Raw genomic sequence first — 23027 nt, 5'->3', positions numbered from 1 at the left:
TGGAAAAAAGCTCTCTAAACAACCGTTTAGAGAGCTTTTGCTATTTCTGATTCATATGAATTCCGGTGTGGGCCTTCACCTGAATTTCTGCAAACGTATCTTCATCTGTCTTGTTTTTAGACGAAAGCAACGTTCCGAGCCACGCACCGAGGAAGCCGAGCGGAATGGAGATGATTCCCGGATTAGAAAGCGGAATCAGCGGGTCGCCGATAAAAATCGCTCCTCCCGCCGGGTCCCATACACTCGGACTCATTGATACAAGGATGAGCGCACTCAAAAGTCCTGTAAGGCTTCCCCATAAAGCGCCTGCCGCGTTGAATCGTTTCCAGAAGACAGTGAACACAATCAGCGGCAGATTCGCGCTAGCGGCGACTGCAAAAGCCAGGGCGACAAGAAACGCGACATTCAGCGACTGTGCGAAAATCGCAAGAATGATAGAGAGAACAGACACGGCTACAGAAGCCCATCTGGCCGCTTTCATCTGCTCTTTCTCAGTCGCGTTCCCTTTTCTGATAATTTGGCTGTAAATATCGTGGGCGAAGGCTGAGGCAGCAGACAGCACGAGCCCTGTTACCACCGCCAAAATGGTGGCGAAGGCGATCGCTGAGACAAACGCAAACAAAAAGTCTCCTCCAAGCGCCTTGGCGAGAAGCGGAGCGGCCATGTTCCCGGCTTGATCCGCTGCTGTAATGGCGTCAAATCCGACAAAAGCGGCCGACCCAAATCCGAGAAAGACTGTCATGATGTAAAAAATGCCAATGATCCATGTTGCCGATACAACAGACGTACGTGCGGTTTTTGCATCCTTGACGGTATAAAACCGTATTAAAATATGGGGCAGCCCAGCCGTTCCCAAAACGAGTGCCAAATTTAAAGACAATGTCTCAAGCGGCACTTTATACTTGTTGCCGGGATTTAAAAAATCGGCGCCGAGCGGTGTGGCGGTCTTCATTTGTTCAAACATTGTATTGAGATTAAAGCCGAATTTAGAAAAAACGATGATCGAAATGACAAGTGTTCCGGCCATGAGCAAAACGGCTTTAATAATTTGCACCCAGCTTGTTGCAATCATCCCGCCAAACACGACGTAAATGGTCATGAGCACTCCGACAATCAGTACAGCGACCGTATAATCAATTCCAAGCAGCAGCTTGATCAGCGCGCCCGCTCCCACGAGCTGGGCGATCATATAGAACGTAGAGATCGCAATCGTATTAAGGGCGGCAACACCGCGGATTTTTTTCTGTTTAAACCGAGCCGCGATCATATCGGCCATCGTGTATTTGCCGAGGTTTCGAAGCGGCTCGGCGACAATATACAGTACGACGAGGTAAGCGACAAGAAACCCGATGCTGTAAAAAAATCCATCAAAGCCATTCAGCGCAATCATTCCGGCAATACCGAGAAAAGACGCAGCCGACATATAATCTCCGGCAATCGCCAGTCCATTTTGAACACCGGACAGCCCGCCCCCCGCGGTATAAAACTCACTTGTCGTTTTCGTCTGCTTCGCGGCAAAATACGTAATGACAAGCGTCAGCCCTACAATCAGCAAAAACAAAATAAAAGCGGTCGGATTCATGATTTTTCACCTTTCAGCTCTGATTGTAAAGCGCTTGCAAAACGATCGAACTGAGCTGCCTTTCTGGAATACAATGTGCTGAGCGTCCAGGTCATGACAAACTGAGCCATGGCAAACAGCCAAGCCCAAGATACAGCCCCTATAGCCGGTTTGTTCAAAAAAGTAAAATAAGACGTTAAGACAGGCAGAAAAAAGTAAAATACAAAAAAGAAGATCGTAACGGGTACAATAAATGCGCGTTTCTGTTTTAAAAAGGTTTGAAAAGACGGCGATTCAGCAATTTGCTTGTAATTGATTTCCCGGTCAGACATGGCTTTCCTCCTTTTAATGGGGATGAAGCAAGGACAAAGGTACATCAATAGGTATGAGCTGAAAGTTTGATTTATTCGTCAATATCACCGCCGAAAAACAAAAAATCAACAGTCTGCTAGCGAGGACTGTTTGTGATATAATGCCTGACAAATATCTTTCTGTCTTTTTCATACGCTTCTGCGTCAAATGAATCGCCGCAATAATGAAGGCACCAAGGTTCTTCCTGCCGGGCAATGCCGATTTGATAACCATGTTTTTGAAACTCAATGGATTGGGAGGAGTCGTAAAAATGAAATCCCTCAAACAGGTCATCCCGCCATTTTAGATCATATTGGGTAGCGATTAATAAACCGTCAACAGCCTCAGCCGGCGTAAACGAATGGTTTTCGCTGCCGCTGCTTTCGAATTGCAGAGTAGAAAAGCAGCCCGCTCTATACTCAATCACTTTTCCGGCCTTCCGCTCACTTTCCCACCATATTCCGTTTGAAGGCATTGTCTCACATCCGGTCACACCAAGCAGCCCCAGCTCTTTATTTTGTTGAAAAAGCTGGAGCACATCATTCAGGAAATCCCGATGAATAATAAATGTATCTTGATGCAGGTAAACTTTGTATTTGGAAGGATGATCCAAAGCGAGATTATAAGAGGATGCCATACTAGTTGAACCGCGTACAGGCAGAATATCATAGGAGTATGAAGGAGGCACGGCAAGATGCAGAATATGGCGGATGCATTGGCTGTAAAGCGCCTCATCGTTTACGCAGACAACAAATAAGACAGACGATTGGTTCATTCTTCTTTTCTCCCGGCTTCAATGACATATTGGTAAGCAGCCGCCTCAGTCAAAAAATCTTGCCGAATGCCGAGCTGAACGCACACCCGGTGCAATGCCTCAACTGCATTGTGATAAGAAGGGTGATCAACGCGAATCGTTTCAATTGATTTGATGGTATAGCCGCTCTCCGTAAATAAAGCGTAAAGCTCATGAAGCGTGAAAAAGCGTAAATGAGTTTGATCCATCAAGCCGGCTTTTGTATACGTCCATTTTCCCGCCAACAGTTCCAACACTACAGAGATGTGCCCGACATTCGGCACACAGGCAAGCACAGTGCCATCTTTTTTTAAGTGAGGGCGAAGATTTTCCAGCACTGACCACGGATTGACAAGGTGCTCCAAAACATCGCCGAATAATATGCAGTCAAATTGCTCCGGGTCATAAGGAAGCGTCAGTCTTTCAATATCTCCGCATAAGACATGTGCCAGCTTGTTCTCCGCTTGTTGGGCTGCATCGGGAAATGCCTCAATACCATAAACCGTAATGCCTTGATCTTGCAGCGCTTCACCTAAATTTCCCGTGCCGCAACCGACATCCAGCACCGTCTTCCAATGGCCGTTTATTTTTTTCAGCAGATAGGGGTTGAGCCCCTCGTAATAGTCCTTTTTCTTTTGGTCATAAAAGGGAAGGAAATCTGAATTCATTTGGGTATCACCTCTTAAATGGCAGTTATTGCTCATGATATGTGCCAAGAGGTGATCGTATACCGGCTGTCAGCCTGACGGAGGTACACAAACAAGCGGGGCGTCTATTAAAGATATTATGGGGAGCTGCTCCGAGAATAACCAATGCTTGTCCATCAAGCCGGTTCATTCATAGATGAATCAGAACCTTGCCGAAGGAAGGGCTTATGTGAAAACTCAGATCGGCTAATAGAGTAGAAATCATATATTAGATCATGGATAAAAGATCCGCCTTTTAACGTTAGTCGTGGCGGATGTATGTGTGCAGTGCCGAGTTCTTCTTCACCACTTTTTCAGATTCTAAAAATTGTCTGACATCATCAATGCGTAAACCCATGGTTCTGGCTTCTTGAATTAACCTATGCCAATCTTTGTCTAAATCCTTCTCTACATGAGTTTTCATAAGACCCTCCAATTGAATAAAATGTTTTCCCGCAACATTTGTGCAATAAGATAGAGACCAAGCCGGCGCGCCGATTTAGCATCTGTGCAACAAATTTCACACATTGCTGTCCTGCTATCGCAAACAGAAGGGAAATTCACCTACCTAATCCCTAAAAAACTGACTAAAATAACCAAAAAACATAAAAGATCCTTAATCCTAATAATAAACAATTAAATACTGACTGGGTAGTATGTAAATTAAAATAAATCATATTCCCTATTAACATTTACCCTCAATATCCGAATATCATCTTCTGTCCGAGAAAAAAATACCGCTAAAGAATTATCCGGTGTAAGATAAGGTTATGATCAAACGGCTGGAGTAAAAAATGAAAAAAAACAAATTTCAGATAAAGAGAGAAGAAACGTTTGAGCGTTTTCTTGACGCAGGCCTTACTTTATTAATTGATAAAGCATATGACGCGGTTTCTATAGAGGAAATCAGCAAAGCGGCGGGGTTTAGTAAGGGAGCATTTTATGTTCATTTTGAAGGAAAAGAAGACTTCTTAAAGCATCTCTTAGACCGTCGGAAGATAAGGAAAAGGATCATTACTGATTATCTTAATGAAATTGAAAAGATATCAGCGCGGCCTTTGACTTTGCAGGATGCAGCCGGCAGAGCGGCTGAATTGCTGTTCTGCCACCTCAATAGCAAACCATCTTGGGACATTGCATCATTTGCGTTAAACATGCCCACTTATAAAGTGCTGCAGGAATACAAAGCCTATTACATGCTGTACGAACTTTGGATAGAAGAAAATATCTTTTATATTCAATGGCTGAAAGAGAGAAACCTGATTGAAGACAGTATTGATACAGAATATACGGCTAAACTAATGTGTGCCGCGATCGACGGAATTGTCAAGCAATCAAATGTGTTAGGGACTTCTGTGACATTTCGCAGTTTATTTGATGCACTTTCCGTCTTTTTAAAAGCAGATAAGAATTCAGATGATAAAACCCCATTATGCTAGTCAGATTTTAAGGCAAAATGATATGCTAAATAGAAAAGATTTCAAGAAAGCGAGGAACATATGAAGCAGTACAGAGAGATGATCATGTACATCATTATGGGCATTTTTACAACCGCGGTGAATATCTCGAGCTTTTATATCCTGGTAGAGATTCTTGATACGGATTACAAAACCGCGACGGTAATCGCATGGATTTTGTCTGTTCTTTTCGCTTATATAACGAATAAAATTTATGTGTTTCAGCAAAAAACAAGCGATATGCGGAGCCTCCTGAGGGAGCTTACGGCGTTTTTTAGCGTGCGTTTGCTGTCTCTCGGGATTGATTTAGGAATGATGATTTTACTTGTCAGCCAATTTCACACAAATGAAACGTTAGCCAAAATACTGGATAACGTTGTGATTGTCGTAGTGAATTATATTGCAAGCAAATGGCTGGTGTTTAAAAAAACGACAGAAGAGGGTGTGTAAAGCCAAAGCAGCAGCTTATCGGTTTCACAGGGGATTTTCCGGGAAATAAACAATAAAAGTCATGAAAGGTGATGCACATGCGGGAAGAGGTTAAGGGGACGTTTGCAAGTGTATTCGGAAAGCAAGACGGATTAAGGTTTTTTTTCGCACCGGGAAGAGTGAACATCATCGGAGAGCATACTGACTATAATGGCGGGCACGTATTTCCATGCGCTCTGACAATCGGTACATTTGCTGCTGTTTCTCAAAGAAAGGACCGGCTGGTTCGAATGTTTTCGGAGAATTTTAAGGAAACAGGCGTAAAAGAATTCAAGCTTGATGACCTCTGCTATAACAAAGATGACGATTGGGCTAATTATCCAAAAGGCGTTATTTTTGAATTTCAGCAAAGAGGATATGCAATTTCCAATGGCTTTGATATTGCTTTTTCGGGAAATATTCCAAACGGTGCCGGGCTTTCTTCTTCTGCTTCTATTGAACTGCTGATGGCTGTTGTGCTTCAAACCTATTTTCATCCTGAGTTGAATGCGCTTCATTTGGTGAAAATGGCTCAACATGCGGAAAACACGTTTATCGGAGTAAACTGCGGGATTATGGATCAGTTTGCAATCGGGATGGGAAAGAAAGGCCACGCCATGCTCCTTAATTGTGACACGCTGTCCTATGAATATAGCAAGCTTGATGTTTCAGGACTTTCTTTAGTCATCGCCAATACGAACAAAAAAAGATCACTTGCGGGATCAAGCTATAATGCGAGACGGCAGGAATGCCAAGAAGCACTCCGAGACCTCAAGACAGAACTGGAGATTGCATCATTGGGTGAGCTCAGCCCCTCTGATTTTGATTCGTATGCCCATCTCATCCAAAATGAAACGAACAGGCGCAGGGCAAAGCACGCGGTCTATGAAAATGACCGTACGATCAGAACCGCTGAGATGTTCAAGAAAAACAAACTTGATGAAATTGGGTCATTAATGAAAGAATCCCATCTTTCTCTGAAAAACGATTATGAAGTCACAAGCCCCGAACTTGATGAATTGGCGTATGCGGCATGGTCCCATGAAGGAGTTATCGGCTCAAGAATGACGGGAGCAGGATTTGGCGGCTGTACGATCAGTATCGTGAAGGACCAGGCGGTTGAAGACTTTATTGAAAAAGCGGGAGCTGCCTACAAAGAAAGAACAGGAATTAAAGCTGATTTTTACGTCGCGGACATAGGGGAAGGCGCGAGAGAACTGTAGGGGGATTGATCATGACGATTTTTGAACAGATTGAGGAACTCATACAATATGGTCTGCGAAAGAAACTGATCTCGATCTTGGATGTTGATTATACGAGAAACCGTCTGTTTGAAGCGCTGGAAATACAGAACGCTGAACTTGTACATAATAAAAACAAAAAACAGGCGCCGCAGGGCCTTCCTGAACTGCTTTCTCCCATTTATGAGTGGGCGGCGGAAAACGGTCGCATTGAAAACAATACTGACACTTACCGGGATCTCCTGAGCGCCAAGCTCATGGGCTGCTTTGTTCCCCCTCCTTCTGCAGTAATCCGCCAATTTGAAGAAACGAAGCTATTGAACGGGCCTGAACAGGCCACCAAAGAATTTTATCAATTTTCTGAGGACGTGTACTATATTCGATCTGACAGAGTCGCCAACAATCTCCATTGGCCGGTTTCATCAACGTATGGCGAGCTGGAGCTGACAATCAATTTATCAAAACCCGAAAAGGACCCAAAAGCGATTGCAGCAGCAAAAGAACAGAAGCAATCCCAATATCCGCCATGTGTTCTTTGTAAAGAAAATGTCGGGTTTCAAGGCAGTTTAAATCAAGCCGCCCGTCAAAACCACAGAATCATTCCTGTCATACTCGGTGACGAACAGTGGTATTTGCAATTTTCGCCATATGTCTATTATCAAGAGCATTGCATTGTATTAAAGGATAAACATGAACCGATGCAGATCAGCAAGAAAACATTTGAAAGGCTGCTTTCGTTTATCAGCCAATTTCCGCACTATTTTATCGGTTCAAATGCCGATCTGCCGATAGTCGGCGGCAGTATTTTAAGCCACGACCACTTTCAGGGCGGAGCCCATGATTTTCCGATGGCGCAAGCTGAAATGGGGGAAGTGTACACCCTGCAAAATCATCCCGGCGTCACAATGGGCATCGTGAAATGGCCGATGTCTGTGCTGCGGCTTCAGAGCAGTAATCCGGCCATGATTGCTGAAGCGGCTGACAGCATTTTGGATGCCTGGCGAGGCTATTCTGATGAAACGGCGGACATTATAGCCTATACAGACGACACGCCGCACAACACAGTCACACCGATCGCAAGACGAAGAGGGGAGCTGTATGAGCTGGATATCGTGCTGAGAAATAACCGCACAAACGCAGAGCATCCGCTTGGTATTTTTCACCCCCACCAGGAAGTTCATCATATAAAAAAAGAAAATATCGGATTGATCGAAGTGATGGGCCTTGCCATATTACCGGGACGTTTAGAACAAGAAATGAAAGAAACGGCGGCAGCATTGTGTTCTGCCGATCCTGAAACGGCGATAAAAAACAATCCGTTAATCGTAAAACACCTTGACTGGTCATTGGAGCTCCTTGAAAAGCGAACGATAACCAATGAAAATGCGGAACAAATCATAAAAGAAGAGCTGGGCAATGTGTTTGCGAGCATTTTGGAACACGCCGGAGTATTTAAGCAGACTCCTGAAGGGAAAAAAGCATTTAAACGATTTATCAGCTGCTTGGGAGTTGTACCTGAAAAAAGCCTCAATCCATAGGATCGAGGCTTTTTTCATGCTGATTCGGCAGGCATTCCCGATGAGAAAGTCTGCTCCACTTGTTGTCTTTTCAAAAGCAACACAAAAGCCAGATCATTTGTCATGATCTGGCTTTTCATTTATTACCCTCTGCGTCTGGCTAATAAGCTGACAAGGAAAACAACAATCGCTGCGCCGATCACCGCAGGAATGATGGCGAAGCCGGCAAGGCTGGGACCCCATGTGCCAAGCAGACCGTGTCCGATCCAGGCACCGATAAGCCCAGCGATCATAGACCCGATAATTCCGCCGGGCATACTGCCTTTTACAAATAGGCTTCCGAGCCAACCGATAATAATAGCAACAATTAAAGAAACAATAATACTCATCATTAACACTTCCTATTTTTTTATTTACCTATATCCTTCCTCAAGTTTGTCTATACTAAACATTTGAATATGCTGGGCGAAATCTGAACTGCTGACAGCATATCCCGACTGTTTTCGACCTTTTCTTTCAGAATATCTTACGCTAAAATGGTAAACGTGCGAATTTATTCAAACAGTGGGAAAAATATTTCCAAGGCGAAAAGATTAACAAAATGAAATTTATGATTGACCAAAGTTTTTTATTGTGGTAAACCTTTATTTGACAGAATTAGTTTTTCATCATCTTTCTGTACCTATATGCTGAAATATCTAAAAACTTCTTATGTTAAGTGATAAGTGTGAAAATAGTAGGAGCAATTTATGTCGAATTTATGACATTTACTCGAAAAAAGGATGAACTTTAGAAAAAAATAAAGCTAATAAGAGAAGATTTTGATAGCATAACTAAGGTAGAGAAAAGATTTTGAGGAAGCATGCATTTCAGCTTTATTATATCAATAGGAAGGATGGTGATCTTCTTGTTCAGAGCATTTAAACCGATACTTTTATTTGCGATGTTGGCTGCTGTTTTTGTCCTTGGAGGATGCAGCAATATTTCCGTGTTAGATCCGAAAGGTCCTGTCGCTGATCAGCAAAGCGATTTAATCCTATTATCAATCGGATTCATGTTATTTATTGTCGGGGTCGTATTCGTACTCTTTACCATTATCTTAGTAAAATACCGCGACCGTAAAGACAAAGACAACGGAAATTACAAGCCGGATATGCACGGCAACACGTTTTTAGAAGTAGTCTGGACAGTGATCCCAATTTTAATCGTTATCGCACTTTCTGTGCCTACCGTACAGACGATATATTCGTTAGAAAAGGCTCCTGAAGCAACAAAGGATAAAGAGCCTCTTGTTGTGTACGCTACTTCGGTAGACTGGAAATGGGTATTCAGTTACCCTGAACAGGATATTGAAACGGTCAACTACTTAAATATCCCTGTAGACCGTCCGGTATTGTTCAAAATTTCATCGGCAGATTCAATGGCTTCGCTATGGATTCCTCAGCTTGGAGGACAAAAATACGCGATGGCGGGAATGCTGATGGATCAATACTTACAGGCTGACGAAGTGGGAACTTACGAAGGCCGTAACGCGAACTTCACGGGTGAACACTTTGCCGATCAGAAGTTCGATGTAAAAGCAGTAACTGAAAAAGACTTTAACAGCTGGGTGAAAAAGACTCAAAACGATTCTCCTAAGCTGACAAAAGAGAAGTATGATGAACTTATGCTTCCGGAGAATGTTGATAAATTAACGTTCTCATCTACACACCTAAAATACGTCGATCACGGGCAGGATGCCGAGTATGCGATGGAGGCACGCAAACGCCTGGGCTATCAAGCCGTTTCACCGCACTCTAAAACAGATCCGTTTGAAAACGTAAAGAAAAATGAGTTCAAAACGTCTAAAGATACAGAAGAATGATATTGATCAAGAAAGGAGGAAGCTCGCATGAAATTCAAATGGGATGAATTTTTCGTAACAGGTGACCCATTAATCCTGGGCGCACAAGTGTCCATCGGACTTACAACCATCGCTCTTATTTTCGTGCTCACTTACTTTAAAAAGTGGAAGTGGCTTTGGTCTGAATGGATAACGACTGTTGACCATAAAAAACTCGGAATCATGTACATTATCGCTGCGGTGGTTATGCTGTTCCGGGGCGGGGTCGACGGCTTGATGATGCGTGCCCAGTTAGCGCTTCCTAATAACAGTTTTTTAGACTCTAACCACTATAATGAAATTTTTACGACTCACGGTACGATCATGATCATCTTCATGGCGATGCCGTTCTTAATCGGACTTATTAACGTTGTTGTACCGCTTCAAATCGGTGCGCGCGACGTAGCATTTCCTTATTTGAACAATCTAAGCTTCTGGACATTCTTTGTCGGAGCCATGCTATTCAACATCTCTTTCGTTATCGGAGGATCTCCGAACGCAGGCTGGACCAGTTATATGCCGCTTGCAAGTAATGAAATGAGCCCTGGGCCGGGTGAGAACTACTACCTGCTCGGACTTCAGATTGCCGGTATTGGTACGCTGATGACGGGTATCAACTTCATGGTAACGATACTGAAAATGCGTACGAAAGGCATGACGCTTATGCGTATGCCGATGTTCACTTGGACGACGCTGATCACAATGATTATTATCGTGTTTGCTTTCCCTGTACTTACAGTAGCATTAGCACTTTTATCATTTGACCGTTTGTTCGGAGCACACTTTTTCACACTGGAAGCTGGCGGTATGCCGATGCTTTGGGCGAACCTGTTCTGGATTTGGGGACATCCTGAAGTATACATTGTTATTTTGCCGGCATTCGGTATTTTCTCAGAGATTATTTCTCAGTTTTCAAGAAAACAATTATTTGGTTACAAAGCGATGGTTGGTTCCATTATTGCCATTTCCGTATTGAGTTTCCTAGTATGGACTCACCATTTCTTCACAATGGGGAACAGTGCGTCTGTTAACTCTTTCTTCTCGATAACGACAATGGCGATCTCGATTCCGACCGGGGTTAAAATATTCAACTGGCTGTTTACGATGTATAAAGGCCGGATCAGCTTTACAACGCCTATGCTGTGGGCGCTTGCGTTTATTCCGAACTTCGTTATCGGCGGGGTTACAGGGGTTATGCTTGCGATGGCGGCAGCGGATTATCAGTACCATAATACGTACTTCCTTGTATCTCACTTCCACTATGTGCTGATCGCTGGTACTGTATTTGCATGTTTTGCCGGATTTATTTTCTGGTATCCGAAAATGTTCGGCCACAAGCTGAACGAAAGAATCGGAAAATGGTTCTTCTGGATCTTTATGATCGGGTTCAATATTTGTTTCTTCCCGCAATATTTCTTGGGGCTTCAAGGAATGCCTCGCCGTATTTACACATACGGACCGAATGACGGCTGGACAACATTGAACTTTATCTCAACTGTGGGTGCCTTCATGATGGGTGTCGGATTCTTAATCCTTTGCTATAACATCTATTACAGTTTCCGTTACTCTTCTCGCGAGATCAGCGGAGATGCATGGGGCGGAGGACGTTCACTTGAGTGGGCGACTTCATCTGCAATTCCGCCGCATTACAACTTTGCGGTACTTCCTGAAGTCAAATCTCAGGATGCGTTCTTACAAATGAAAGAAGACAAAGTTGATATTCATCCGGAAAGCAAATTCAAGAAAATCCATATGCCTAGCAACTCAGGCAGACCGTTTATTATGTCGGTTGCATTCGGTATAGCCGGTTTTGGACTTGTGTTTGAATGGTATTGGATGGGCATCATCGGCCTGATCGGAGTTCTGCTCTGTATGGTTCTTCGTTCATTCGAATATGACAATGGCTACTATGTAAGTGTTGACGAAATAAAAGAGACGGAAAGAAAGATTTCCGAGTAAAGGAGGCGTGACTTATGGAACATGCAGAACACGGCAATTCTAACGCGCCTATGGAATACCAATCTGAAACCGGCAGGCTGAATATCCTCGGGTTTTGGATCTTTTTAGGGGCAGAAATTGTGTTGTTCTCAACACTATTTGCAACCTTCTTCGTTCTTCAAAACAGAACAGCAGGAGGGGTCTTGCCAGAAGAACTATTTGAAGTCAACCTGGTAATGATTATGACATTCTTGCTGCTTATCAGCAGCTTTACCTGCGGGATCGCTGTTCATGAAATGCGCCGCGGAAGCTTAAAAGGCGTCGTCATATGGACAATTATCACACTTCTTCTTGGCGCCGGCTTTGTCGGTTGTGAGATCAATGAGTTTGTCCACTATGTACATGAAGGAGCATCTCTCGGTACAAGTGCGTTCTGGTCTGGATTCTTTGTTCTGCTTGGAACTCACGGAACTCACGTAACGATCGGTATTTTCTGGATTGCAGGAATTTTACTTCAGTTGAAGAAACGCGGACTTACTCCGCAGACTTCATCTAAAATCTTTATCTCAAGCTTATACTGGCACTTCTTAGATGTTGTATGGATCTTCATCTTTACCGGTGTCTATCTCATGGGATTGGGGGGTCTGTAAGATGGCGACTAACGAACACAATCACTTTCCATGGAAGCACATTGTAGGTTTTGCGTTGTCTATTGTTCTGACCCTGCTTGCCCTTTGGGTTGCTGTGTATACGGACTTGAGCTCATCAGCAAAACTTTGGATTATTTTTGGATTTGCCTTTATTCAGGCAGCCTTGCAGCTCCTCATGTTTATGCACATGAGAGAGAGCGAAAACGGCACGATTCAGGTCGGAAACACGTTGTTCGGATTCTTCGGTGCAATCGTTATTGTGCTTGGATCTGTATGGATTTTCGCTGCCCATTATCACCACGGTGATCATATGGATGGAAATCCTCCTGGAGGCGCTGAACACTCAGAGCATTCCGGACACAATAAATAAAGACGAATTGGAAAAACCCTCTTCATGTGAAGAGGGTTTTTTGCTGCAGTCAGCTGCTTCTTTTTCTGCGGAGATATGGAAGTCCGTAAATGATAAAGGCCGCAATATGGGCAACAATGACGTTGACAGCAAACAGTACGATCATGAGAGTGTGTCCGAGTGGAGAAAGGCTTTCTGTTGCGTAAAAGTAGAAGAAAACCCACATTAAAATGATTGGCGGAATAGCTGAGAGTGCGACTTTTTTGTTATCAAGCCAAATAAAAAGAGGAGTGGCGGTAGCAACCAGTAAATAAGCAAAAAACATGTCCATTTTACCCGTCTCCTTTCATTTTGTGATAGCGTTTACAAAAATGAAATAGAGGAAAGAAATTGTGTCTGTTTTGTGGTCGTTTTTTGAACATTTTGTTACATTTATTATACCATGTTTTCCAGAAATTGATACATGTTTTGTGCGGATTGTGTTGCAACTATAGCCTTATTTTTAAAAGCTCGATGGATAGGAGTTTGTATGCAGTTAGGCGAATATAAGGGCAGAGAAGACTTGTGAATCAGGAGGAATATAAATGAGCAGAGTCGTTAAGCTTGAAACAGATGATGATTTAGACGAAGCCTTGCGTATGTCAGAGTATGCATTCCATTACCCGGTTTCAGACGAGGAACGGAAGAAGAAAAAAAAGATATTAGATCAGCATCATATTATCGGAGTGAAGGAACAAGGCAAGCTGGCGGCAAAGCTTCACATTATTCCTTTCACCGTGATGCTGGAACAGTGTGAGCTCAAGATGGGAGGAATCGCTGGTGTAGCCGCGTGGCCTGAAAAAAGAAGAAAAGGTGCGGTAAAGGAGCTGATCATCGAATCGCTGTCTATTATGAAAGAGCAGCAGCAAACAATCAGCTTTCTGCACCCGTTCCTCATATCCTTTTACAGAAAATTTGGCTGGGAGCTTTCCTTTTATCAAAAGGTATTCACGATAAAGAAAGAACACTTTCATCAGCTTGAGGAGACCCCAGGAACAATTCAAAGATTAGACAGGGAAAATGGGGCTGTAAGGGCTGAAGAAATCTACAGCGAGTACAGAAAGCAGTATAATGGATTGCTAAAACGTTCACGAGAGCATTGGTTAACGAAGATATCCAAAAACCAGTTTATTGCCGTGTATCACTCGGCAGATGAAGTTCCTTGTGGATATCTTGTGTACAGAATGGAGAAAAGAATCATGCATGTGGAAGAAATGATCTTTCTCAATCAGGAGGCACAGAAAGGCCTGTGGAACTTTATTTGCCAGCACGATTCGATGCTCGATGAGGCCGTCATAACCGCAGAGCCTCATAGTGAGCTTGATTTCTTAATAGCCGAACCGCGAATCAAGCAGGAACTTTATCCATACAGTATGGCACGAATTGTTGATGTGGAGGGCTTTTTGCAGCAATATCCGAAACAGGCGATCAAAGAACCGTTTTTCTTTCAGGTAAAGGACCCTTGGGCTGATTGGAATGAGCGGCTCTTTTGCTTGAATTCGCAAGGTGTCTCCATTGTAGGGGAAAAAGCGCCGGAGAACACATTGTACTGCGGCATATCAGCCTTCAGCGCCTTTTTCCTTGGCGCCCGCTCTGCCCAATTCCTGTATGAAACCGGCCAATTGTCAGGCCCGCTTTCTGAAATAGAAAAACTGGATGCAGCGATCCGTCCGCGCCCTCCGCTGCTAATGGACTTTTTTTAAACCAACGCCCCTTCAACAACGAAGGGGTTATTTCGTTTGAAAACTTTTGTGGTAGCCGAAACATTTCTGTTCCTTACACGTCATATTTCGTGTAGCATAAAAAGCCGTCAATGAATGGGCAAAAATCAAAAAAGGAAACAACCTTCTCGTATTATCTTGAAGGAGGTTCATGTATAATAAACAATAGTGATTTCCGATGAAAATGTAAGGCGGGATAGAATGAGTCGATACAAGAAACAGCAAAACCCCTTTTACCAGGGGGATTTGATTTTTATATTTGGTATGTTTTTTATTATTAGTGTGGTAGCCATTTATGCTGCTGGTCAGTTTGGACAATATGGCAGCAATGCTTGGACGAAACAAATTGTTTATTATGTGCTGGGTGCAATTGTGATTGGTGTACTTCTTTATTTTGATTTAGAACAATTAGAGAAGCTTAGTTTATATATATATATATTAGGCATATTATCTCTTATTGTATTAAGAATAAGCCCGGAATCCATAGCTCCAGTAAAAAACGGCGCAAAAAGCTGGTTTCAATTTGGATCAGTAACCTTGCAGCCGTCTGAATTTATGAAAATCGGGTTAATGATGATGCTGGCTTCAGTCATTTCTAAGGCTAATCCAAAAGGTATACGCACTCTTAGGGACGATATGATTCTTTTAGCGAAAATTGCAGGGGTTGCTGTTATTCCGATTGGTCTAATTCTTCTGCAGGATGCAGGAACTGCTGGAATCTGTATGTTTATTGTTTTGGTCATGGTATTTATGTCAGGTGTAAACTGGAAACTGATCTCTGTTATTGGGGGATCCGGTGTTATTTTAGTTTCACTCATTTTATTAGTTATGATTAATTTTCCGGATGCTGCGAAGTCAATAGGGATTCAGGATTACCAAATCAATAGGGTGACATCTTGGGTTGCTGACTCTGGTTCGTCAGCTGAAACTGACAGTGATAACCATTGGCAGGTTAATCAAGCAGTAATGGCAATTGGCTCAGGCGGTATTACCGGTAACGGAGTCCATAATCTAAAGGTTTATGTTCCAGAGGGACAGACTGATTTTATCTTCGCTATTTTGGGCGAGAGTTTTGGTTTTTTGGGCTGTGCCATTGTCGTGATTATGTATTTCTTTTTAATATATAGACTTGTCGTTCTCATTGATAAAATAAGTTCTTTTAACCGTTTTGCTTCTTTCTTTTGTGTAGGGTTTACAGCTCTTATTGTCATCCATACCTTTCAAAACATCGGGATGAACATCGGCATTATGCCTGTTACCGGAATTCCGCTGTTATTTGTCAGCTATGGAGGGAGTTCTACGCTTTCCACATTAATCGGTTTCGGCATCGTCTACAATGCCAGTGTTCAGCTTACTAAATATAAGAGTTATCTATTTAATTCGTAAATGTAAAGACAGCCGTCAGCAGGCTGTCTTTTTTTTGCGGAGCATTTCACTTTTGGCATGGCTCTGTTTCGGATATGATAAAAGGAGAAGGAGGTTCTTTTGATGAACAATACAATTGAAACCATTTTAAATCACCGTTCCATCCGGTCTTTTACCGATCAGCTTCTGTCTTCAGAAGAGATTCATACATTAGTCGAGAGCGCACAGGCGGCATCTACGTCCAGCTATGTACAGGCTTACTCTATTATTGGGGTTTCCGATCAGGACAAGAAGCGTGAACTGTCGGTTCTTGCCGGCAATCAGCCGTATGTTGAACATAACGGGCATTTGTTTGTTTTTTGTGCTGATTTGTACCGCCATAAAGCATTGGCTGAACAAAAAGGGGAAGACATCACCGAGCTGCTGGAAAATACGGAGATGTTTATGGTCAGTATAATTGATGCAGCGCTTGCCGCTCAGAATATGAGCATTGCGGCAGAATCGATGGGGCTTGGCATTTGTTACATCGGCGGCATACGAAATGAGCTGGACAAAGTAACGAAGGTGTTAGAGACACCGGATCATGTTCTTCCGCTATTTGGTCTTGTTGTCGGGCACCCGGCAAACACTTCAGGGAAAAAGCCAAGGCTGCCGAAGCAAGCTGTATATCATGAGAATGTGTATGATTCGAGTGAGGAGAATTTCCGTAAAAACATGGATGAGTATGACCAAACCATTTCGAATTATTACAAGGAAAGAACGAATGGACAGCGGGTTGAAACGTGGTCGGATCAGATTCTTCAATTCATGAAGCAAAAACCGCGTACGTATTTAAATCAATATGTGAAAGACAAAGGCTTTAATAAACAATAACTATAAGACCTCTCCAAAAAGCTGGGGAGGTTTTTTGTGTTTCACGTGTAACATATTCCGACAAATTAAGACATGTTCATCATATATTTGATGAACAAATAAATGACAATCCATAGGGGGACGCTAAAGAGGATTCCGAATAGGCCGCCTTTGAACAAATTTCCGTCATTTCTTGAGGCACTGGGATTTTGGCGCGGGGTTTGTGGATTCTTCATTCTGGATCGGCTCCTCCTATTGATGGCATGATGTTCATTTTATTATGTCCATGTTAAAAGGTAAAAGTGTGAGCGTCCTATGAGAAAAAAAGGCCGGGCAGTGATACGATGATGGTGAGGTGGTAGGGAATGATTTCATTAAGTATATTAGATCAATCTCCTGTATCAGAAGGTCAGTCGGCGGAAACGGCTTTACAGCAGACTGTCGAACTTGCGCAAGCGGCCGATGACCTTGGATATAAGAGATTTTGGGTTTCTGAGCATCATTTTTCCAAACGGCTGGCCGGCTCTAGCCCGGAGGTTTTGATCAGCCATATTGCGGCCAGAACGAAGCGTATTCGTGTCGGGTCAGGCGGAGTGATGCTGCCGCATTACAGTGCTTATAAAGTTGCTGAAAACTTCCGTGTGCTTGAGGGGCTTACGCCTGGGAGAATAGATCTCGGACTTGGCAGGGCGCCGGGCGGAATGCCGATTGCTTCATGGGGGCTGAATGATGGCGGAAAACGCAATGCAGATCAGTATCCCCAGCAAATTCGCGAGCTGACAATGTATTTGCATGACTTAGCTGATGACAATCACCGTTTTCCAAATCTGACGGCGGCGCCTCATATTTCCACTGCGCCGGATGTGTGGCTGCTTGGCTCCTCAGGAGAAAGCGCGCTGCTTGCTGCTGAAACGGGAGCGGGATACATGTTTGCGCATTTTATCAACGGAGAAGGCGGAGAAGACACCGTCAGACAATATAAAAGAAGGTTCAAGCCATCTGTCTTGGGAAAAGAGCCGCGAGCGGCAGTCGCTATTTTCGTCATTTGCGCCGATACAGAGGAAAAAGCGGAAGAGCTTGCAGCGGTGCTTGATTTTACACTGCTTGCAGGGGAGCAGGGTATACCTTTAGATGGCGTGCCTTCTTATGAGAAGGTCCGCGGGAATACATACTCACCCTATGAGCAGAGACGGATTGATGATAACAGAAGCCGGATGATCGTTGGCACGAAAGAGCAGGTGAAGGAACAGCTTTTGGCCCTCAGCCAGGCTTATGGGACAGAGGAAATTATGGCAGTGACGATCACCAATCAATTTGCGGACAAGCTAAAGTCTTACCGTCTGCTTCGTGACGCGTTTGTTGAATAAGAGTCAGCGCCTTGTTTGCATGTAGCGTCTGAGGTGATAAAGGGGAGCGATGATGAGAAGCGTCATAAAGTAGACAGCGGTCACGGCCCAGCTCAGAGGCTGAATAAGCAGAGTGTCCACCGTGTCTTCTGCCGCTTTTTGAAACGGGCGGCGGCTGCCTTTTTTGTGATGGGATAAGCAGTAGAGCGCAGTTAAAACAATAAAACAGACAAAAAGCATAGTGAGTGATAATAAGATGAAGAAAGAAAGCATGGCTTGTACGCCCTCCAAATCTTTTTTCAGACACTTATGTATGATCATTCATTAGTGTAGCACAAAAAAAGCCCTGCCGAGTCTTTCTCGGCAAGGCTTCTTATTATTCGACAGTAAAAGGTTTCTGCGTCAGAACCTGACTTGATTTGCCTTTGTTAGCCGCATAGGCGAGCATATAATATTCACCGGCCGGGAGCTTGCTTTCACCGTTGATTTTACCATCCCAATCAAAGTACTGATAGCCTTTATCTTGGTTTTTGTAGATGCCTGCCTGGCCCATGAACTCAAAATTTTGGTCATATACGAGAAATGCCAGCTCTTCGGCTCCAGCCGGAAGATAAGTCTCAATCTCGTAGGTGCCTTGTACAGAACCTTCACTTACATCAATTGAAGTGACTCGCGGATAGTCAGGCTCCTTTACGATTAACAATGTAGGAATCTTGGCGACCGTTTTTCCGCCTTCTCTTACTGTAACCGTTCCTTCATAGGTACCGGCCTTTGCTTTTTTTGTATCCACGTTTACTTTGGCAACGGCTTTTCCGGTTTGGCGGGCAGGAATGACAACACGGCTTGTTCCTGACGTTGTAATGCCGTTACCGTTAAATGAATACTCAAGCTGGTACGACTTTCTGATGGAGGATTGGTTTTCAATTGTAAGGGTTTCTTTTTTCGTTTCTTTTCCTTTTTCCTTCAAAAATGTGCCGTATGAATAGCTTCCCGGAGAAACGATGGAGTCGGCTTTAAGGGTGTTTATAATTCTTGCGCTGCCCGCTCCTTGGGTATTATGCGGATACACCTTGCCATCTCCGTCTTTTAATGTCACAGCTGTATTCATGATGGCGGACTTAATTTGTTCGACGCTCCATTTAGGCTTGGCCTGCTTTATTACCGCAACCGCACCGGCAATATGAGGCGATGCCATACTTGTTCCTTGCTTAGATCCGTATCCGTACGGGTTGTCAGAGTCATGTGTCGGAATGGTGCTGACAATGTTGACGCCGGGTGCGGAAATATCCGGTTTAATCATCCATGTATCCATGACGGGGCCGCGGGAAGAGAAATCAGCGACCTGTTCGCCCAGCGCTTTGGAAACAGTCAATTCGAATGTGGCCTTTGTATCGCCTTTTTGGATATTTTTGACGAGTGTTTCACCGTCTTGCAGTGAAAGCTTCATTGTCGGTACAGACATACCCGGCACATTGGCTTCGATTTCTCCTGCATAATTGTTATACACAATCATACCGATTGCACCGGCTTTTTTTGCATTGTCCGCTTTTTCCACAAACGCAATATTTCCTCTTTTGACAACAGCAATTTTACCTGTCAGATCTTTTCCTTCAAAATCCTTTGCTTCGCCGAGTCCCGCCTCCACAAGTTCTACTTCTTTGTGGTTTAGCGCTTTCATGTCGTTTTCCTTGTCATAGCCCAATACTTTGGCAGAGGCGAAAGAGCCGAATGTGACGGCGTATTCATTAAGCGGCAGCTGGGTTGCTCCGACCGAAATTGCCTCTCTTGAAGTACCCGGCGATCCGACTGTCCAGCCGTTTGGCCCGCTGTTTCCATTTGAGGTGACGGCTACGACTCCTTCTGACATCGCCCAATCTAGCGCGGTGCTTGTGGCCCAGTCCGGGCTGTTCACTGTATCTCCAAGAGAGAGGTTCATCACATCAGCGCCGTCTTGTACGGCGCGTTCCACACCGGCGATCACATTTTCAGTCGTGCCGCTTCCTCCAGGCCCAAGAACACGATACGCAAGGAGAGTGGCATCCGGCGCAACACCTTTAATCGTTCCGTTGGCAGCAACTGTCCCAGCTACGTGTGTTCCGTGATCGGTTGCTTCACCTCTAGGGTCGCCGACCGGCGTTTCTTTAGGCGTGTAATCATTGTCTACAAAATCATATCCTTTATAAGGCCCGAAATTCTTCTTCAGATCAGGGTGGTTATATTCGACGCCTGTATCAATAACAGCGACTTTCACTCCTTTGCCTGTGTAGCCTAGATCCCATGCATCATTGGCTCCAATGTAAGGCGCGCTTTCATCCATCTGCGGAGAAATGGCGTCTTGGGCAATAGTGATGTCCTTCTTCTTCAGATGATCGGTCGTATAGGTTACATTCGGATAAACGGCCTTTACGTCCTCAACGGCAAGGAGTTTTGGAATCTCATTGGCAGGAAGTTTCATAGAGAAGCCTGAAAATACCTTCTCATATTCTCGGTTAACCTTCCCGTTTTTCACCGCTTTTGCCACTTTACTTTTCGCTTTTGAGCGGGCGTTTTTCAGTTTGTTTTTCGACTGGCTTTCGCCTGCATCCTTCGCTTCGGCTAAAGATTTTTCTTTTAACTCAACAATAACGGTCGTTTGCTTTTTGGTCGTCATATCAATGTCACCGAATACTTCGGCTTTTTCCAGGTCAGGCGACTTTTCCTTCGAAGCCGGAACGGCCTGAACACCTGTGATACTTGTGGATAACGTAAAGAATAATACAAAACTCAAGAGCAAAAAGCGAATCATCCCGTTTTTCAATGTGTTTCCCCCTTTTGATAGTTAACAATATCTAGTATATATTTCTTGAAAATTCAAAAAAATCCTTGTGACATTTGGCTCATTTATGGATTTTTTTGTGTATAAAGAGGGAGTTATACACAGAACCCTGTGAATAACTTAATAAATCTGTGTATATATATAGTTGGGAATATATGTTCCTATACAAAATATTGATAGAGAATGTGGATATGTGGATATACCCTGTGATTAAGTTGTTCTTATCTTTGGGATAACGTGTGAATAATTTTTTTGATCGGTTCCTTAATTTTCATTCCGTTTCGAGCAGCATTCAACAAAACTTCTTAAAACTAGTTTGTTTTTTCACTCATATTGTGACAAAGAATTCCTTTCATTCGGTCTATCATAGAGTCATGAGTTTGCTAGAGCCGCTAGTTTGCCAGAAAAGAAATCGGCCGTCTTTTCCGGTGACAGCGTCAAGAAAGAAAAACAGGCTGGCTGCAAAGGCTGCCTGTAATAAGAAGCGGAGGGATGTTTTGCGATGAAACGTTTGCTTGTATCTTTAAAGGTGTGGATGGTCTTTCTGATGAACTGGGCTGCGCCGGCGGAACGAAAAATGGTTTCGGCAGCGGTCAATATGATTCAAGGTACATATCAGCGGAATGCGGCAGTCCAAGCCGGAGGGGTATTCTCGTTATCGGATTCGGCGGGGGCGCTTTATGATAGAGAAACAGAAAAACTGCAAGCGGCAGCCGGCAATAAGAATCGATGGCTGAATGCATTCAAGGAATCGCCAAAGCGGGAGAGAGCGGGTCCGGGAATCTTTACACAAAGAATAAAAGGAGGTACAATCCGCTCATAAAGGCTAATTCGGCGGGAGAGAGGACCTCTTGAAAATAGATAAGGTATTAAACAACAATGCGGCTGTCATAAAAGAGAATGGCCAGGAAAAAATTGTGATGGGCCCGGGAATTGCGTTTCAAAAAGGGAAAAATGATATCATTCCCAGTAATAAAGTCGAGAAGATCTTTGTCGTGCACGACAAGAATGAGAAGTTCAAACAGATTCTTCAAACGCTGCCCGAGGCGCACATAGAAGCGGCTGAAAACATTATCAGCTACGCGGAAGGAAAGCTCGCTGCACCGTTGAACGACCACATTCATATCGCGCTTTTGGATCATTTGTCCTTTGCGATCGAAAGGATTCAAGATGGTTTGTTTGTGCAGAATAAATTGCTGCATGAGATTAAAGCGCTCTATAAAAATGAGTATGAGATCGGCCTATGGGCCATCGCTCATGTAAAAGAGACATTGGGTGTGTCTTTGCCTGATGATGAGGCAGGATACATCGCCCTTCACATCCATACCGCGAAGATGGATGCGGAAAGTATGTATTCAGCGCTGAAACATACGACAATGATTAAAGAAATGATAGAGAAAATAGAAACCTATTTTAATCGAAAGGTGGACGAAAATAGTATTTCCTATCAACGCCTCGTCACGCATTTACGATATGCAGTCACCCGGTTGGAATCAAATGAAGCGCTTCATGTCATGGACGATGAGATGCTTTGTTTCATCCAAAAAAAGTATTCTTTTGCTTATCAGTGTGCGCTTGAGCTGGCGGAGTTTTTAAAAAATGAATATCAATTGAATCTGCCGGAGTCCGAGGCCGGCTATATCACGCTGCATGTCCAGCGTCTTCAAAATATCTCGGAATAACTGCCCCCTGAGCTTGCAGAGAGCCTGATCTCTGGAAGTTTTTTTTATTTGTCTGCATTTAGCGAATGATATAACAATCTCATCATGGCGGCGCCCGCGGTTAGATTTCCGAGCGTCACGGAATCAGGTTTCTGACAGCTCTCATCAATGTTACTGTATCTGGATGGTCGATGGAAAGTGCGATCGCGAAGGTGCATATATTTGCGATACTGTGTTCATAACCGGAAATGAAAAAACAGAACACAAAGAGCATCATGGCAAACAGCTTTGCCCCTTCTCCTTTTAGAAACATCGGAATGAAAAAAGCTTTCCAT

At 43.8% G+C, this 23027-nt stretch carries 23 protein-coding genes and 1 pseudogene; 14 read left to right on the top strand and 10 right to left on the bottom strand.

Going from position 1 to position 23027, the window contains the following annotated elements:
• Window positions 1-40: 40 nt before the first annotated feature.
• The 5 genes from AAHT65_RS04955 to AAHT65_RS04935 all read right to left on the bottom strand — a co-directional run bounded on the left by AAHT65_RS04955 (window position 41) and on the right by AAHT65_RS04935 (window position 3815).
• Complete coding sequence (locus AAHT65_RS04955; protein ID WP_094232972.1) at window positions 41-1582, bottom strand: solute symporter family protein; 1542 nt, start codon at window positions 1580-1582, stop codon at window positions 41-43.
• Window positions 1579-1893 carry a DUF485 domain-containing protein gene (locus AAHT65_RS04950; protein WP_061669030.1) on the bottom strand — a complete coding sequence of 105 codons (315 nt, stop codon included), beginning with the start codon at window positions 1891-1893 and terminating at the stop codon, window positions 1579-1581. The genes AAHT65_RS04955 and AAHT65_RS04950 overlap by 4 nt, the downstream gene beginning before the upstream one ends.
• Before the next feature lie 116 nt (window positions 1894-2009).
• Window positions 2010-2687 (bottom strand): glycosyltransferase family protein, encoded by a 678-nt coding sequence (locus AAHT65_RS04945; RefSeq protein WP_094232971.1) that lies wholly within the window; start codon window positions 2685-2687, stop codon window positions 2010-2012.
• Window positions 2684-3373 carry a class I SAM-dependent methyltransferase gene (locus AAHT65_RS04940; protein ID WP_343311066.1) on the bottom strand — a complete coding sequence of 230 codons (690 nt, stop codon included), beginning with the start codon at window positions 3371-3373 and terminating at the stop codon, window positions 2684-2686. The genes AAHT65_RS04945 and AAHT65_RS04940 overlap by 4 nt, the downstream gene beginning before the upstream one ends.
• A gap of 280 nt (window positions 3374-3653) precedes the next feature.
• A complete protein-coding gene (locus AAHT65_RS04935) occupies window positions 3654-3815 on the bottom strand; it encodes an anti-repressor SinI family protein (protein ID WP_003326403.1) in 162 nt (53 codons plus the stop codon).
• 370 nt (window positions 3816-4185) lie between these two features.
• Between AAHT65_RS04935 and AAHT65_RS04930 the strand changes: the two genes are divergently transcribed.
• From AAHT65_RS04930 to galT, 4 genes are all read left to right on the top strand, one after another.
• The gene (locus tag AAHT65_RS04930; RefSeq protein WP_003326404.1) at window positions 4186-4830 is read left to right on the top strand and encodes a TetR/AcrR family transcriptional regulator; all 645 of its coding nucleotides are present in this window, start codon (window positions 4186-4188) and stop codon (window positions 4828-4830) included.
• Window positions 4831-4914: 84 nt separating this feature from the next.
• Entirely contained in the window at window positions 4915-5298 is a 384-nt protein-coding gene (locus AAHT65_RS04925) for a GtrA family protein (RefSeq protein WP_061572248.1), read from the top strand.
• Window positions 5299-5375: 77 nt separating this feature from the next.
• On the top strand, window positions 5376-6539 hold the full coding sequence (locus AAHT65_RS04920; protein WP_343311065.1) for a galactokinase: 1164 nt from the start codon (window positions 5376-5378) through the stop codon (window positions 6537-6539).
• An 11-nt stretch (window positions 6540-6550) separates the two neighbouring features.
• Window positions 6551-8095 carry a UDP-glucose--hexose-1-phosphate uridylyltransferase gene (gene galT, locus AAHT65_RS04915; RefSeq protein ID WP_343311064.1) on the top strand — a complete coding sequence of 515 codons (1545 nt, stop codon included), beginning with the start codon at window positions 6551-6553 and terminating at the stop codon, window positions 8093-8095.
• A gap of 122 nt (window positions 8096-8217) precedes the next feature.
• Here the strand turns inward: galT and AAHT65_RS04910 are convergent, their stop codons facing one another.
• The gene (locus AAHT65_RS04910) at window positions 8218-8463 is read right to left on the bottom strand and encodes a GlsB/YeaQ/YmgE family stress response membrane protein (RefSeq protein ID WP_003326408.1); all 246 of its coding nucleotides are present in this window, start codon (window positions 8461-8463) and stop codon (window positions 8218-8220) included.
• Window positions 8464-8972: 509 nt separating this feature from the next.
• Here AAHT65_RS04910 and qoxA point away from each other — a divergent pair.
• Genes qoxA through qoxD form a run of 4 tightly spaced genes read left to right on the top strand, consistent with a single transcriptional unit; the run spans window position 8973 to window position 12914 of the window.
• A complete protein-coding gene (gene qoxA / locus AAHT65_RS04905) occupies window positions 8973-9938 on the top strand; it encodes a cytochrome aa3 quinol oxidase subunit II (RefSeq protein WP_094233228.1) in 966 nt (321 codons plus the stop codon).
• Window positions 9939-9965: 27 nt separating this feature from the next.
• On the top strand, window positions 9966-11915 hold the full coding sequence (gene qoxB / locus AAHT65_RS04900) for a cytochrome aa3 quinol oxidase subunit I (RefSeq protein ID WP_010790300.1): 1950 nt from the start codon (window positions 9966-9968) through the stop codon (window positions 11913-11915).
• A gap of 14 nt (window positions 11916-11929) precedes the next feature.
• On the top strand, window positions 11930-12544 hold the full coding sequence (gene qoxC, locus AAHT65_RS04895; RefSeq protein WP_003326411.1) for a cytochrome aa3 quinol oxidase subunit III: 615 nt from the start codon (window positions 11930-11932) through the stop codon (window positions 12542-12544).
• A gap of 1 nt (window position 12545) precedes the next feature.
• Window positions 12546-12914: a cytochrome aa3 quinol oxidase subunit IV gene (qoxD, locus tag AAHT65_RS04890; RefSeq protein ID WP_010790299.1), complete on the top strand. Its 369-nt coding sequence runs from the start codon at window positions 12546-12548 to the stop codon at window positions 12912-12914.
• Window positions 12915-12963: 49 nt separating this feature from the next.
• Here the strand turns inward: qoxD and ywcE are convergent, their stop codons facing one another.
• Window positions 12964-13224, bottom strand: a complete 261-nt coding sequence (gene ywcE / locus AAHT65_RS04885; RefSeq protein ID WP_010790298.1) for a spore morphogenesis/germination protein YwcE — start codon at window positions 13222-13224, stop codon at window positions 12964-12966.
• Window positions 13225-13477: 253 nt separating this feature from the next.
• On the opposite strand from ywcE, the gene AAHT65_RS04880 reads away from it, so the two are divergent.
• From AAHT65_RS04880 to AAHT65_RS04865, 4 genes are all read left to right on the top strand, one after another.
• Window positions 13478-14635, top strand: coding sequence for a GNAT family N-acetyltransferase (locus AAHT65_RS04880; RefSeq protein WP_343311063.1), 1158 nt, complete (start codon window positions 13478-13480; stop codon window positions 14633-14635).
• 219 nt (window positions 14636-14854) lie between these two features.
• On the top strand, window positions 14855-16039 hold the full coding sequence (locus AAHT65_RS04875; protein WP_088118215.1) for an FtsW/RodA/SpoVE family cell cycle protein: 1185 nt from the start codon (window positions 14855-14857) through the stop codon (window positions 16037-16039).
• Window positions 16040-16141: 102 nt separating this feature from the next.
• A complete protein-coding gene (gene nfsA / locus AAHT65_RS04870) occupies window positions 16142-16891 on the top strand; it encodes an oxygen-insensitive NADPH nitroreductase (RefSeq protein WP_088118214.1) in 750 nt (249 codons plus the stop codon).
• A gap of 344 nt (window positions 16892-17235) precedes the next feature.
• On the top strand, window positions 17236-18237 hold the full coding sequence (locus AAHT65_RS04865) for an LLM class flavin-dependent oxidoreductase (protein WP_343311062.1): 1002 nt from the start codon (window positions 17236-17238) through the stop codon (window positions 18235-18237).
• Window positions 18238-18240: 3 nt separating this feature from the next.
• Here the strand turns inward: AAHT65_RS04865 and AAHT65_RS04860 are convergent, their stop codons facing one another.
• Entirely contained in the window at window positions 18241-18489 is a 249-nt protein-coding gene (locus tag AAHT65_RS04860) for a hypothetical protein (protein WP_343311061.1), read from the bottom strand.
• A 103-nt stretch (window positions 18490-18592) separates the two neighbouring features.
• Window positions 18593-21013 (bottom strand): S8 family serine peptidase, encoded by a 2421-nt coding sequence (locus tag AAHT65_RS04855; protein ID WP_343311059.1) that lies wholly within the window; start codon window positions 21011-21013, stop codon window positions 18593-18595.
• A gap of 520 nt (window positions 21014-21533) precedes the next feature.
• Between AAHT65_RS04855 and AAHT65_RS04850 the strand changes: the two genes are divergently transcribed.
• Together AAHT65_RS04850 and AAHT65_RS04845 are read left to right on the top strand one after the other, a co-directional pair.
• Window positions 21534-21854, top strand: a complete 321-nt coding sequence (locus AAHT65_RS04850; protein ID WP_010790290.1) for a hypothetical protein — start codon at window positions 21534-21536, stop codon at window positions 21852-21854.
• Between the two features lie 28 nt (window positions 21855-21882).
• Window positions 21883-22713 carry a PRD domain-containing protein gene (locus AAHT65_RS04845; RefSeq protein WP_106033709.1) on the top strand — a complete coding sequence of 277 codons (831 nt, stop codon included), beginning with the start codon at window positions 21883-21885 and terminating at the stop codon, window positions 22711-22713.
• Window positions 22714-22757: 44 nt separating this feature from the next.
• On the opposite strand, the pseudogene AAHT65_RS04840 reads toward AAHT65_RS04845, so the two are convergent.
• Window positions 22758-23020 (bottom strand): annotated as a pseudogene (locus AAHT65_RS04840) (formate/nitrite transporter family protein); the annotation flags it as partial.
• Window positions 23021-23027: the final 7 nt, after the last annotated feature.

Origin of the sequence: Bacillus atrophaeus (genome assembly GCF_039519175.1) — a bacterium.
GTDB classification, from domain to species: domain Bacteria; phylum Bacillota; class Bacilli; order Bacillales; family Bacillaceae; genus Bacillus; species Bacillus atrophaeus.
This window is presented reverse-complemented; position numbering and strand designations above follow the sequence as displayed.